The 12,861-nt window shown below is 52.1% G+C and carries 11 protein-coding genes; 5 read left to right on the top strand and 6 right to left on the bottom strand.

All coding sequences use genetic code 11. The annotated features are described in order from the left end of the window. Positions 1–50 precede the first annotated feature (50 nt). A complete protein-coding gene (locus FD737_RS08045; RefSeq protein WP_097117730.1) occupies positions 51–1,832 on the bottom strand; it encodes a thiamine pyrophosphate-requiring protein in 1,782 nt (593 codons plus the stop codon). A gap of 218 nt (positions 1,833–2,050) precedes the next feature. Then, positions 2,051–2,572, bottom strand: a complete 522-nt coding sequence (locus tag FD737_RS08040; protein WP_034822610.1) for a type 1 glutamine amidotransferase domain-containing protein — start codon at positions 2,570–2,572, stop codon at positions 2,051–2,053. Positions 2,573–3,051: 479 nt separating this feature from the next. Here FD737_RS08040 and FD737_RS08035 point away from each other — a divergent pair, with 479 nt between their 5' ends. Together FD737_RS08035 and chaB are read left to right on the top strand one after the other, a co-directional pair. Next, positions 3,052–4,062, top strand: a complete 1,011-nt coding sequence (locus FD737_RS08035; protein WP_097117729.1) for a TIGR04086 family membrane protein — start codon at positions 3,052–3,054, stop codon at positions 4,060–4,062. 705 nt (positions 4,063–4,767) lie between these two features. Further along, positions 4,768–4,998, top strand: a complete 231-nt coding sequence (chaB, locus tag FD737_RS08030; RefSeq protein ID WP_097117728.1) for a putative cation transport regulator ChaB — start codon at positions 4,768–4,770, stop codon at positions 4,996–4,998. Positions 4,999–5,146: 148 nt separating this feature from the next. Here chaB and FD737_RS08025 read toward each other — a convergent pair whose 3' ends face one another. The 3 genes from FD737_RS08025 to FD737_RS08015 are packed head-to-tail and all read right to left on the bottom strand — an operon-like array spanning position 5,147 to position 8,973. Next, positions 5,147–6,457: a cytochrome c gene (locus FD737_RS08025; protein ID WP_160833207.1), complete on the bottom strand. Its 1,311-nt coding sequence runs from the start codon at positions 6,455–6,457 to the stop codon at positions 5,147–5,149. A gap of 1 nt (position 6,458) precedes the next feature. Beyond that, positions 6,459–8,231: a GMC family oxidoreductase gene (locus FD737_RS08020; RefSeq protein ID WP_160833206.1), complete on the bottom strand. Its 1,773-nt coding sequence runs from the start codon at positions 8,229–8,231 to the stop codon at positions 6,459–6,461. 22 nt (positions 8,232–8,253) lie between these two features. Then, a complete protein-coding gene (locus tag FD737_RS08015; protein ID WP_097117726.1) occupies positions 8,254–8,973 on the bottom strand; it encodes a gluconate 2-dehydrogenase subunit 3 family protein in 720 nt (239 codons plus the stop codon). Between the two features lie 423 nt (positions 8,974–9,396). Here FD737_RS08015 and FD737_RS08010 point away from each other — a divergent pair, with 423 nt between their 5' ends. After that, positions 9,397–10,416 (top strand): LacI family DNA-binding transcriptional regulator, encoded by a 1,020-nt coding sequence (locus FD737_RS08010; protein WP_160833205.1) that lies wholly within the window; start codon positions 9,397–9,399, stop codon positions 10,414–10,416. Here FD737_RS08010 and FD737_RS08005 read toward each other — a convergent pair. Continuing rightward, the gene (locus FD737_RS08005; protein ID WP_160833204.1) at positions 10,413–11,291 is read right to left on the bottom strand and encodes a LysR family transcriptional regulator; all 879 of its coding nucleotides are present in this window, start codon (positions 11,289–11,291) and stop codon (positions 10,413–10,415) included. The two genes, FD737_RS08010 and FD737_RS08005, sit on opposite strands and share 4 nt — an antisense overlap. 130 nt (positions 11,292–11,421) lie before the next feature. Between FD737_RS08005 and FD737_RS08000 the strand changes: the two genes are divergently transcribed. Further along, positions 11,422–12,048, top strand: a complete 627-nt coding sequence (locus tag FD737_RS08000) for a glutathione S-transferase family protein (RefSeq protein WP_237448760.1) — start codon at positions 11,422–11,424, stop codon at positions 12,046–12,048. A 20-nt stretch (positions 12,049–12,068) separates the two neighbouring features. Then, the gene (locus tag FD737_RS07995; RefSeq protein ID WP_160833203.1) at positions 12,069–12,839 is read left to right on the top strand and encodes an enoyl-CoA hydratase/isomerase family protein; all 771 of its coding nucleotides are present in this window, start codon (positions 12,069–12,071) and stop codon (positions 12,837–12,839) included. Positions 12,840–12,861 lie beyond the last annotated feature (22 nt).

The raw sequence follows: 12,861 nt of genomic DNA, 5'->3' as shown, positions 1-12,861 counted from the left end.
GTTCGTCGTTGAGTTGTGAAGATGCGGCCCTCCTTCAGGACCGCCTTTCGTTACCTTTTTTTAGAAAACAGCTGGCTAGCCGTGTCTTTGAGTATCTGCGAGGTGCCATGATCGCCTTTTGCCATCGATGACATAAAGGCTTTAGCCTGTTTAAAGGTGATATGCGGTGGGAGCGGAGCCACTTCCGGGTCAGTTTTGACCTCCAGCAATACGGGGCGATCTGCGCTTAACGCACGTTGCCAGGCGCTGGCCAGCTGTTCCGGGTTGTCGACATAAATGCCCACCAGCCCCAGTGATTCAGCAAACTCAGCATACTTCACATCAGGCAGTTGCTGCGTGGCTTCGAAGCGGGGATTGCCCTCCATGACGCGCTGCTCCCAGGTTACTTGATTCAGATCCTGATTATTGAACACGCAGACAATCAAACGGCCATCCGCCCACTGCTGCCAGTATTTCTGGATGGTTATCAGCTCTGCCATGTTGTTCATCTGCATGGCACCATCCCCCACCAGCGCAACAACCGGACGTTCAGGGTGCGCAAATTTGGCCGCGATCGCATAAGGAACGGCTGCGCCCATGCAGGCCAGCCCGCCTGACAGTGTGGCCCGTTGTCCCTGTTTCACGCGATAATCGCGCGCAAACCAGTTTGCACAGGATCCGGAGTCAGAAGTGACGATAGCGTTATCCGGCAGCTGCGGAGACATCTCCCACACCACCCGCTGGGGATTAACGGGATTGGCTGGTGCCAGCGCTCGCTCTTCCATCTGCTTCCACCAGTCCTGAACCTGCACGGCAATTTCTTCCTGCCAGCTGCGGTCCTCTTTGTGATCCAGCAATGGCAGGAGTGCACGCAGGGTTTCAGCAGCATCGCCGTGAAGATTCACCTCACAGGGATAGCGTAAACCGAGCATGGCCGGGTCGATATCGATTTGCACGGCACGTGCCTGCCCCTCTTTTGGCAGGAACTCTGTCCAGGGAAAACCGCTGCCAATCATCAGCAGCGTGTCGCAGTTCTGCATCAACTCCCAGGAAGGTTTAGTGCCCAGCAGACCTATCGAGCCGGTCACAAAAGGGGCGTCATCGGGGAGCACATCTTTACCCAGTAACGCTTTGGCGACGCCTGCACCCAGTTGATTTGCTGCCTGGACGACCTCAACCGCCGCACCGCGTGCGCCAGAGCCAATCAGGATTGCCACTTTACTACCCGCATTAAGCACATCGGCTGCGCGCTGCAAATCGGTTTCATAGGGGATAATTTTGGGACGCTGATAGCCACTGCCTGAATGGGTAAACCCGTGCAAATGTGGCGGTGACTGCCACTCTTCATCCTGTATATCTTTTGGGATGATTAGCACGGCAACGCCGTTCTGCGCTTTGGCAATACGCACGCCGCGATCGACGAGATGGCGCACCTGAGCCGGTGCAGCCGCTTCCTGTACAAAATTCGCCACATCCGCAAACACCCGATCGAGGTTCATTTCCTGCTGATAGCTTGCGCCTCTCGCCGTTACCTCTGCCTGCCCGGCAATGGCCAGTACAGGAGCATGATCCATTTTGGCATCATAAAGCCCGGTTAAAAGGTGGGTTGCCCCCGGCCCGCCCGTGGACAGGCAGACACCCAGCTCGCCGGTAAACTTAGCGTGACCGGCGGCCATAAAGGCCGCCATTTCCTCGTGGCGCACCTGAATAAATTCAATGCCATCGCCCTTTTCATTTGCGCGTTGTATGGCACCCAGCACCCCATTGATTCCGTCCCCCGGGTAACCGTAAATGCGCGTCACGCCCCACTCTTTCAGGCGCTGAACAAAAAAATCGCTGGTCTTGATGCTCATCGTTTTTATCCCTCTTTATTCATGCAATTCGTGAGGAGAGTTAGCAAAAAGTTGTTGGGTTTCCCCAACCATTCAAAGCATTGGATTCGCATTGAAGCGCTAAACTCTGTGAAAGATTTATCTGGCAAACGTTGGCCGGTGTTAACCAGTCTGCTTCGGAAGGGATGTGACCGCTCTGTAAAGCGGCCACCTGACAAATAGAACGATGAAGATGTCTCTCAGGCCGCATTGAGAATGCGCAGCGCTTCCCGATTGAACGCAGGTAGATCATCCGGCGTGCGGCTGGTGACCAGTTTATCGTCATCCACAACGACTTCTTTATCATAAAAGTCAGCACCTGCATTACGCAGATCAATAGCGATGGCTTTTACACTGGTCATTTTGCGGCCGCGTACACCATTAGCGCTGATAAGCAACTGAGGTCCATGGCAGATGGCAAACACTGGTTTGCCACTGGCAACAAACTCTTTGGTGAAATTCACGAAACGATCATCACCGCGCAGTGAGTCAGGTGAGTGACCGCCAGGCAAAAGTAAGGCATCAAACTCTGCAGGGGTAACGTGATCGATGTCCCTGTCGATTTTGACTTCCGCATTACCCTGTTTACCTTTCACAACCTTCCCCGCCTGCATCTCAATGGTCACGACTTCGTGGCCGGCTTTGGCGTAGGCATCGGCGGGTGAGGTGAACTCTGAGTCTTCGAATTCATCGGTGATCAGGACAGCTATTTTCTTACCCATATGTTTCTCCTTGCGGTTAAAAAGGCTCAGCGTTTGGGGCTCAGTTAACCCAATAAGTCTGGTCGCCATGGCATAAAACACAAGCCAGGCGGTTGGTGCTAAGCAGAAGAAATTGAAGGAGAGGAAAATAACAGACACCTAAACACAACGAGTCATCAGATATTTATGCAGGATTTGACAACCCTTTGTATCTAAGGCGAAATTCATCACTAAAAATGTAAACAGCATTTTGATGAGCCGCCTTGTAAGGATTAGCTCCATTTTCATGTTAAGAGTCGTCAAGGAAAAGAAATTCACGCTCTAGGTATCCCGCCTTGGCGAGATTTTGTTAGATGCGCCTTACAAGATTATTAACCGTCTCGTTTAATGCAGACTAATCCTAAAATAAATTTGGTGAGCTTTTTATTTAGTGACTACGCTAAATCATAACGTCTGTTTCGTGATGTTGGATAATTATCATAAATTACCGGAGAAATATCATGGCTGAGCCTTGGGTAAATGATGGTGCAATCGTCACAGATTCTTATGGTGGCCTGCCGCTAAAACGTATCTCATGGAGCGCGGTATTTGCGGGTGTTATCGCCGCGCTTATTGTTCATATTTTATTAGGATTACTCGGCACTGCGATTGGTGCTTCTGTCATTGACCCTCAACAGGAACGCAATCCACTTGAACATATAGGTACCGGTGCGCTGATATGGACGGGTGTCAGTATGCTTATCGCCATCATTGCCGGCGGTTACGTCGCTGGCAGGCTGGCACAACGCGAGGGCGCACTACACGGTTTACTGATGTTTGGCGTCAGTACGCTTATCACCCTCTGGCTGGCATTTTCACTGGCAACAGGGATTATCGGAGGTGCATTTAATATCCTGGGTGCCGGAGCCAGTGCGATCGGCAGTGGTGTTTCGGCCGTTGCCCCGTCTGTCGGGAACATGGCCAAAGAAAAACTTCAGGAGAATAATATTAATTTAGATTCTCTCCAGAATGAGTTACAGGCCACCCTCCGTCAGACGGGTAAGCCTGAACTTCAGCCGGATAAGCTTCAGCAGGATGTGAACAGTGAGGCAAATAGCGCACAAGATCAGGCTAAGCAAACGGCTCAGAATCCTCAAAATGCGGATAACGATATCGTGAACTGGATCCGTGGGGTTATTAATCGTCATTCTGACACCCTTCAGGCTGCCGACCGGGATGCTCTCAAAAACATCATCAAAGCCCGGACAGGTAAGAGTGATCAGGAAGCTGAGCAGATCGTTAACCAGACGGTTGAGAGTTATCAAAAAGCCGTGGCACAGTTTCAGCAACTGAAACAGCAGGCTGAGCAGAAAGCCCGTGAGGCCGCTGAAAAGGCCGCCGCTGCAACCGCCAGAGCAAGCTGGTTTACCTTCTTCGTATTGATTATTGAGGGCGTGCTGGCTGCTGTATTCGGACGCATTGGCAGACGCACTCAGCCTCATACCGTTCTGGTCGGTGAACGACCTCTCTGACATATTACGGTGAGAGAAATACTGTTTCGATGATCAGACCCTCTCGCTAAACCCCATGCCGCCCTGTGCATTAAAATCACATGGCGGCAAGCGAGTAAGTTCTATCCCCCTTGAGGTTTAAGTTAAGGAATCTTTTCTAAGGGGTAGTTAAACAATAAAATCCTCGTTTCGGTTTATGTACAGACGAATTTGCAGCTGCTTCGGCCAGCAAGTGAGCATATAACACCGCTGGCTCATCACTTTATCCAAATACTCCAGCGTAAGCTCCAAAAGAACAAACACCACAAAGGATGACGGATAAGACTGCGGCTGACAGCGTGTAGTTCTTCATTTTCTAACCTCATATTTACGTTTAATCATTCAGCCTGGCAGGAAATTCAATGCTGTAAACCTAAAGGCATTTTCCAGGACAAATCTGTATCTTCTTGCGATTAAATTTAATCATTCATAACCCAGGCAGAAGCCTTCTGTCCGCAGTGTCATTAATGTAGGTGCTAACTTGTCTGAACCACCTGTACTTGAGTAGGATAGAAATAATTAACTGATAAATTCTCAATGTGACGAACAATGATGATTGTGACGTCAACAATCTGGATCCTAAGCAATATTCTGAAGTGAATTTTATATAACCTCATTCACTTAAATAAACGTTGAAAATTGTCACAAGTGAACCAGGCTTAAGTCTCAAATCACAGGAGGCCAACAATGCCGTATAAATCACGAGATTCCCTACCAGACAGCGTCAGGCATGTCCTCCCTGCTCATGCGCAGGATATTTATCTGGCAGCATTTAACAGTGCCTGGGATGAGTATAAGGACAAAAAGGACCGTCAGGATGACAGCTCTCGGGAGGAAGTGTCACATAAAGTGGCCTGGGCTGCAGTCAAGCATTCCTACGAAAAAGGCCGCGACGATAAATGGCATAAGAAGTCCTGATGAACTCCTCGCCGATACAGGAGGGAAACGCTCGTGCTTTAACAGAACGACGAGTGAATTTTGCCAGAATTTAAGAATCCATTTTGGGGAGGAGTTTTGGGTGAATGATTCAGGCCGCCCTTGCGGACGGCCTGTGATTCAGACCTGATTAATGCGCGGCCATCTGCGAAGGCAGGCGCAGCAGGGCTCGCTTGTCTGCCACCTCATCCGAGGTCACTGGTTTTGCCGCATTTCCCCAGCTGTTGCGCAGGTAGGTTGCCACGGCTGCCACCTGTTCGTCCGAAAGCTTCCAGGCAAACGAAGGCATCGCACCGCTTGTTGGGTTGCCTGCTGTGACCGCGCCGCGTCCCCCCTGCAGCACCGTCGTGATGATGGAAGAGGCATCATCCGCTAACAGGCCAGGGTTATTCGCCAGGCTCGCCGCGAGGTTGGGAATCCCTTTGCCGTCGCTGTTATGGCAAGCAGTGCAGTTGGCTGAATAGACATTTTCACCCATCTTCATTTGCGCATTGTCCATCGACAACGGTTGCGGCAACGTCGTGGTCGACGCAGGCACTTGCTTGAGATACACCGCAATCGCGCGCAAGTCAGCGTCGGTTAGATGCTGCGTGGAGTTAGTCACAGCTTCCGCCATCGGGCCTGAAGCGACCGCCACATGGTTACTGCCGAGCTTGAGGTAATCCTCCACCAGTTGCTCAGACCAACTTCCGATACCGGTGTGCGGGTTCGGTGTGATGTCGGGGGCATGCCATTCACCCAGATTACCGCCTTGCAGATAATCACTGCTGTCACCGCCAATCAGATTCTTAGCCGTGTGGCAGGCGGCACAGTGTTCTGGACCTTCCACCAAATAAGCACCTCGGTTCCATTCAGCACTTTTACTGCTGTCTGGCTGGAAACCTGCGTTGCGGAAAAACAGCAGGTTCCAGCCCATCATCGCCAGACGAATGTTATACGGGAAGCCCAGGTTGGTTTCCGGCACCTGATAGTGAATTGGCTTAACCGAGCGCAGGTACATCCACAGGTCGTGCATGTCCTGATCCGTCAGCTTCACATAAGCGTTATAGGGCATCGCAGGATAAAGGTGCTCCCCTTCTTTGCCCTTACCGTGACGCACGGCGCGGAAGAAATCACGCTCTGTCCAGCTACCGATACCGGTTTCGCTATCCGGCGTGATGTTGCTCGCGTAAATACCGCCAAACGGCGTGCTGATGGAGTAGCCCCCGGCCAGCGGTAGTTTGCTTTCCGGCATGGTATGACAAGCCGTGCAGTCACTGGCAATCGCCACATAACGTCCGCGCTCAATTGCGGCACTGTCTGCCGCCGTTGGCGGTTGGCTGGTGAGTACGTTGTTGCTGGCGACATCATCCGCGGAGGTATCGCCGTTCATCCACAGCATGCCCGCTGCCACAGCCGCAGCAATCACCGCTACGCCCGCAATGAGTTTGGTTTTCTTCATCTCACACCTTCACCAACGGACCTGGGTTTTTCAGGTACTGTTCAATAATGGCTTTCGCCGTCCACAGACTCAGCGCGCCAATGGTGCCCGTCGGGTTGTATCCCGCATTGTTTGGGAAGGAAGACGCCCCCAGCACAAACACGTTGTGCGCATCCCAACACTGCTGATAACGGTTGAGCACCGACGTTTTCGGATCGTTGCCCATCACCGCACCGCCAATGGTGTGGTCGCTGGCAAAGTTATACGGCGAGTAAGCCCCCGAAGCAGAGTTGGTGCCGATGACGATTTCCGCGCCCATGGCTTTACCGATCTCGACGCTTTTCTCTTCGATAAATTTCGCTGAACGGCGATCGTTATCGTTGTAGTCGAAGGTGACGCGCAGCAGAGGATTGCCGTTGTCATCCTTGTACTCAGGATCAAGGTCAAGATAGTAATCTTCGTGTGAGAAGCTGGTGCCCTGGCCGAAAATGAAGGTGGTGTTCTGGAACGCGTGGGTATAAGCCTTCTTCCACTCTTTACCCCAGCGTGGCGAGCCCGGCGGCAGTGCATCGGCGTTGCCGATAGGACGCGCGCCACGCGCCACGACCAGAATCCCTGCGCCACCGATAAAGCCCAGACCGGTATGGTCAAAGTTATCGCCGTTCCAGTCGTCCACCTGCGAAGAAAGGGCTCCGGCACCGATATACTGATTCAGATTTTCATCTTTGAAGTGGATCGCTGCACCCGATACCGTCTGGAAGCTGTAGGCACGCCCTACCACGCCGGTTTTGGTCACCGGGTTGTAAGGCACCCCAATTTTGGACAGCAGCAGCAGACGGACGTTTTGCATTTGGAAGGCGGACAAGATCACGATGTCTGCGGGCTGTACCCACTCTTGCTTGTTCTTATCGAGATAGGTCACGCCGGTGGCGGTTTTACCGTCTTCCGCTTTATTGACGCGAACCACTGCAGAGTCCGTTAACACCGTGAAGTTCTCACGTTGCATTAACGCTGGGATGACACAGGCGTTAGGGCTGGATTTTGAGAAGTTACCGCAGCCGTAATACAGGCAGTAGCCGCAATAGGTGCAAGGCCCCATGCGCACACCCAGTGGGTTAACATAAGCGCGTGACGCCTGGCCAGCGGGAACCATGAAGGGTTTCAAGCCGATCTTCTTCGCGCCTTCGGCAAAAATATCCGTTAGGCGCATACTCTCCAGCGCTGGCAAAGGGTATTCGCTTGAGCGATTGCCCTCGTAAGGGTTGCCGCCTTCAATGACTTCGCCGTTCAGCTTACCGGCCTTGCCTGACACGCCGGCGATCTTTTCAAAGCGATCGTAAAACGGTTCCAGCTCGTCGTAAGTCACTCCCCAGTCTTGCAGAATCACCCCTTTGGCAATCTGCTGTTTTCCATAACGCTTCACGGTCTGGCTGTATGGCTCGAAATCGAACGGCGTAAAACGCCATGCCATCCCAGCCCAGTGGGTGCCCGAGCCTCCCACGTTGTAACCCAGCTCATTCAGGTTCCACTCACGAGTTGGCAGGGCCGTTTGCGTAATGTTATTACGGAAAGTGGTGGTTTCGACTGCGGGCGGCAGCAGCATACTGCGGCGCGTATCCCAGCGCAGTTCATCGGTATCGACCGAGGGGGGAAAATCTGTCGCGGTTTCAAACCACGGGCCACGTTCAATGGCAACGACATTCAGACCTGCGCGGGTCAGCTCTTCGGCGATCAAAGAGCCGCACCAGCCCAGGCCGACGATGGCGACATCAGCTTTTGGACGGACGTTATTCATAGTTTATTGCTCAGCAAACAAATTAAAGGGTGTTATCAATCAGGCTGGTAGGAATGATGTTGAGCTTCTGTCCTTTTTTAGGCAGCAGATCGCGGAAGTCGTAGCGAGCGCCAGGGAAGCCAATCATTTTCCAGCTGGTCATGTCTTTGTTCCCCCCATAAATCGGGTCAGACAGGAAGCCCTCACGCACGTTCTGCAGCAACAGTTCAAAGAACACTTTGGTTTCGACCTCTTCCCCCAGATCGAGGCGATTATTTTCCATCGCCGTCAGAACCTGATCCTGCTGATCGCCACTCAGTGCGAGGAAGTTTTTGCCGAACTGCTGCTGGATAGCCTTATCCAGTGCGGCAATCCCTAAGCGATAACGTTGCGCCGGAGTGAGCGAGGATTGCGGTCCCTGCTCTGGCGTGCCCTTCACGAATTTGCCAAGGCGATAGATCGCCACTGCGTTGCCGTAATCACCCGCGAGTTGGCGGTCGATAAAGATGGCGCACCCTGCCTCTTTGCCACTGAGACTGGTTTCATCGGCGGGGATAAATCGCTCAGCGATGGCGCCTACCGTGTCAAATTCATGCTGAGTGAGATATTGCAGCCCCCCTTTTCTCGGCGGTGCGGGTGGCGTTTGGATTTTGCCGGGTTCCCAGGGCTGACCACCCTTCACCTCATCGGCCTGCGCCAATGTCGGGATCGTGGAAGCCACTCCCAATGCGGTGATGGAAGTGAGAAATTCTCTGCGTTTCATGTTTTCCCTGCTTTCACATTGCAAACCAGGTCAAATAACAGACGTATTTGTGCCTGGCATTGAGCCATATAAATAAGGTTTATTGGATAAATAATGACGCTGCCCGGTGGGCTTTTATTAGATAAATACTGAGGTAAGTTTTTACATTCAAATCACGTAATTAATTAAATATTAACAACACAGCAAAGAGTAATGACTCCCCCTGCGCTTTGAAAGGTTTTTGTTGATGGTTTCCCATCATTGAAGTTTTTAATAAGCCGGACTGGACGATGTAGAGTGTGGTTTCGTCTCGCAACATTTAACATCTTTCCAGTCACGAAACGTTGCGCATAATACGGCGAAAATAGACGCCAGGCTGTGACCTGATGCGCACTTTGCGTAGTTGAAATAGTGAACATGAATTTTACTGGGGCTCAGAAACAAATGAAAAAACTCACCCTGATTAAAGTGGCCGAACTGGCCGGGGTTGGGATCGCCACGGTTGACCGGGTGCTGAATGAGCGTGGCGGGGTTCGTCCGGAAACGGTACGCAAAGTGCTGCGCGCCGCGCGTCAGGCTGGGTTGCAGCGTTTACTGCCGGATGACACGCAGCATCCCTGGCAGATTGAAGTTTTCCTCAGCAGTAATGGCACCTGGTTTTTTCAGCGGTTAGCCGATGAATTTGCCAACATTGCCGATCGACTGGGTTATCGTAAAATAAAATTATTTCGTACACTGGTGACGGAAAATCCACCGGAAAAACTGGCGGAAAAGATAAAAAAAAGCGGTGAGTTGCGCGACGGTATTATTGTTTATGGTCATGACTATCCCGTTATTCATGAAGCCTTATCCTGGTGTAAAGATAAAGGTGTCCCGGTGGTTTCGCTGGTTTCAGACTTACCCAATTCACATCGATTCTGCCATGTTGGAATAAATCAATATCAGGCTGGGCGTACCGCAGGCTTATTAATGAGCCAGACTATGCCCCACAAGGGTGACGTGATCATGGTTAGCGGGCGTTTTGATTTCAGCGCACATATTCAACGTATTTCAGGATTTCGTGATGCCATCACTCAACGCGCGCCCTGGCTACAGTTGCGTGAAGTATTGGCGGGGGAAGATGAACGGCACAAAATCCGAACGCTGTTAAATCACACGTTACAGCAATCAAGTAATGTGGTCGGTTTATATAACTCTGGCGACAACAACAGCGATATCAGTGCTGTATTGCAGCAACACCAGTTGCTGGGCCGCTGCTGCTACATCACCCACGAATTGTATGATGTGACGAAAGATCTGCTGCAAAGTGGCGCGCTCTCCTACACGCTGGATCAAAATGCTCGCCAGCATGCCGTGCTGGCCACTGACCTGCTGATACGGCATCTGGAACAGGGCTTCGAACCCGATCTGTATCAGGACGGCCGCGTTGAGCTGCGCATTGTGACGGCGGAGAATCTGGATTAGTCAGTCATGACGCGTTCAACAAATGCGGCAAACTGACGTGCTTTTGCCGTCGCCATGCGTCCACCAGGAAAAACGGCCCACAGGTCAATATCTGGCAAAGCCCAATCGCTGACCAGACGCTCGACGCTACCGTCAGCTATCTCCTGGGAAAACATCCAATCTGATGCCACCGTGATGCCCATATGCGCCAGCACGGCAGTGCGAATCCCCTCCGCTGCACTGAGATGAAGTCGCCCGTTCAGGACAACATTTTCGACTTCAGCTGCGCGTTTAAACTGCCAGGTATCATTGAGTTGGCTAAAAATCAGCGCTTCATGCTGGCTGAGGTCATGGGGATGCTGCGGATAACCATGGCGCGTCAGATAGTCGGTGGTGGCCAATACAGAACGTCGTGAGGTGGCAATTTTGCGCGCAACCGTGCCGGAATCCTGCAATGTGCCCATGCGCAGGCAAATATCGATCCCTTCGGCAATCAGATCGATGGGGCGATCGTCGAGCCGAATGTCCACCTTGAGTTGCGGGTGCTGCTCCATAAATTGGTCAAGATGTGGAATCACATGTAATCGGGCAAAAGTCGGAGCTGCCGCCACGCGCAGAATACCGGTAAGCCCTTTGTCCGCACCTCGCGCCGCCATCTCCGCTTCATCTGCCTGCTGCAGCGTAATGCGTACACGCTCATAAAATCGCAGCCCTGCTTCAGTGGGCGTGAGTCCATGCGTGGTGCGCAGCAGTAAACGTACATCCAGATGCTTTTCCAACTGGGCGATAGTCTTTGATACCGCCGGTTGCCCGATATCCAAAATGCGCGCTGCTGCCGAAAACGACCCCGCATCAACTACCTGTACATACATCTGCATCGCCTGAAAGCGATCCATGGTATTCCTCCTGGGAATAGTAATTATGGTTTTTGGCCCTCTGCCATTACCAACCGACCTTAGCAGATACTCCTTATCAACAACAGCGGGCAAACGTCACTGCCCAGCTAAACAGTCACTAAGGAGCCGGATGATGTACGAACTTTATGCCTTTGCTACTCCAAACAGTATTAAACCCGCCATCTTGCTGGAAGAACTCGCACAGCCATGGCACCTGCGTGCCGTAAACATCCGCCAGGGTGAACAGCAGGAAGCAGATTTCTTACAGTTAAATCCGAACGGCAAAGTGCCGGTGCTGGTGGATAGCGACAACGGTGAAGTGCTAAGTGAGTCTGCAGCCATTTTGGTTTACCTGGCCGAAAAGCACGGGAGTTTGTTGCCTGCAAACGGACTGAAACGCGCCAGAGTGTTTGAGCAGCTTTTCTTCCACGCCTCAGGGCTAAGCCCCGCTTATGGACAAGCCGGATTTTTTACCCGCCTGACGAGTGAACCTCAACCATTGGCGCAGCAGCGCTTTAGCACTGAAGCCAATCGAGTCACCAGCCTGCTGGAACGTCAATTAGAAAAAACGGCGTGGCTAGCAGGGCATGAATACACCATCGCGGATATTGCGCATTTCGGCTGGATGTGGCGACGCGAGTTCGCTGGCGTCAGCTTTGAAACGCTTCCCAACCTCAGCCGATGGTATGCCGCCGTCTCTGCGCGCCCTGCGGTCATGTGTGCCATTACCAAATTAAATGCCTTAATCGAAAACTAATCATTCAAAAGGAAATCACTATGTCTCGCTTCGAAAACTATCGTCACAGCTTTAACAACGCACGCCTTACCCGCTCGCCCACCGGTGTATTGGAAGTGATGTTTCATACTGATGGCGGCTCACTGTTGTTCAATGGGCATACCCACGAAGAGTTTGTTGAACTGTTTCATCAAATTGGCTCCGATCCAGATAATCGCGTGGTGATTCTGACTGGCGCTGGAGGGGCTTTTATGGAGAACATCAGTCCGGAAGGTTTTGATTTCTTCACGCCGCGCGGTTACGACAAAATTTTCCGCGAAGGCAAAAAAGTTCTGATGAATCTGCTGGATATTGAAGTGCCGGTCATCGCTGCTTTAAACGGACCGGTGCGCCTGCACTCGGAATACGCTTTGCTGGCGGACATCGTGTTGGCCACGCCCGATACTGTTTTCCAGGACAAACCCCATTTCGACTTTGGCATCGTCCCAGGGGATGGCGTGAACCTGTTGTGGCCAGAAGTCATCGGTAGCATTCGTGGCCGCTATTTCCTGTTAACGCGTCAGGAATTGGACGCTGAAACCGCCAAAGGTTGGGGTGTGGTGAATGAAATTCTGCCACGCGATACCTTGCTGACACGGGCTCATGAGCTGGCAGAATCGCTCGCGGCGTTACCTCCACTCACCAGCCGCTATACACGCATCGCGCTGACGCAAAAACTGCGGCGCATCATTGATGAAGGTGCGGGGTACGGCCTGGCATTGGAAGGCATTAGTGCAGCCGATGTCGCTCTGCAAGTAGCTTCAGCCTCATAAATCACCTTTAACCGTTTTATCC

The sequence above is a fragment of the Pantoea sp. Seng genome (assembly GCF_009829935.1).
In the GTDB taxonomy this organism is placed as follows: Bacteria; Pseudomonadota; Gammaproteobacteria; order Enterobacterales; family Enterobacteriaceae; genus Pantoea; species Pantoea communis.
Note: the sequence above shows the minus strand (reverse complement) of the source record. Positions and strands in the feature narration are given on the sequence as shown.

Bases quoted from the DNA above. Each gene is read 5' to 3' on its own strand.
- FD737_RS08045 (WP_097117730.1), bottom strand. From the start codon at position 1,832: ATGAGCATCAAGACCAGCGATTTTTTTGTTCAGCGCCTGAAAGAGTGG.
- FD737_RS08040 (WP_034822610.1), bottom strand. From the start codon at position 2,572: ATGGGTAAGAAAATAGCTGTCCTGATCACCGATGAATTCGAAGACTCA.
- FD737_RS08035 (WP_097117729.1), top strand. From the start codon at position 3,052: ATGGCTGAGCCTTGGGTAAATGATGGTGCAATCGTCACAGATTCTTAT.
- chaB (WP_097117728.1), top strand. From the start codon at position 4,768: ATGCCGTATAAATCACGAGATTCCCTACCAGACAGCGTCAGGCATGTC.
- FD737_RS08025 (WP_160833207.1), bottom strand. From the start codon at position 6,457: ATGAAGAAAACCAAACTCATTGCGGGCGTAGCGGTGATTGCTGCGGCT.
- FD737_RS08020 (WP_160833206.1), bottom strand. From the start codon at position 8,231: ATGAATAACGTCCGTCCAAAAGCTGATGTCGCCATCGTCGGCCTGGGC.
- FD737_RS08015 (WP_097117726.1), bottom strand. From the start codon at position 8,973: ATGAAACGCAGAGAATTTCTCACTTCCATCACCGCATTGGGAGTGGCT.
- FD737_RS08010 (WP_160833205.1), top strand. From the start codon at position 9,397: ATGAAAAAACTCACCCTGATTAAAGTGGCCGAACTGGCCGGGGTTGGG.
- FD737_RS08005 (WP_160833204.1), bottom strand. From the start codon at position 11,291: ATGGATCGCTTTCAGGCGATGCAGATGTATGTACAGGTAGTTGATGCG.
- FD737_RS08000 (WP_237448760.1), top strand. From the start codon at position 11,422: ATGATGTACGAACTTTATGCCTTTGCTACTCCAAACAGTATTAAACCC.
- FD737_RS07995 (WP_160833203.1), top strand. From the start codon at position 12,069: ATGTCTCGCTTCGAAAACTATCGTCACAGCTTTAACAACGCACGCCTT.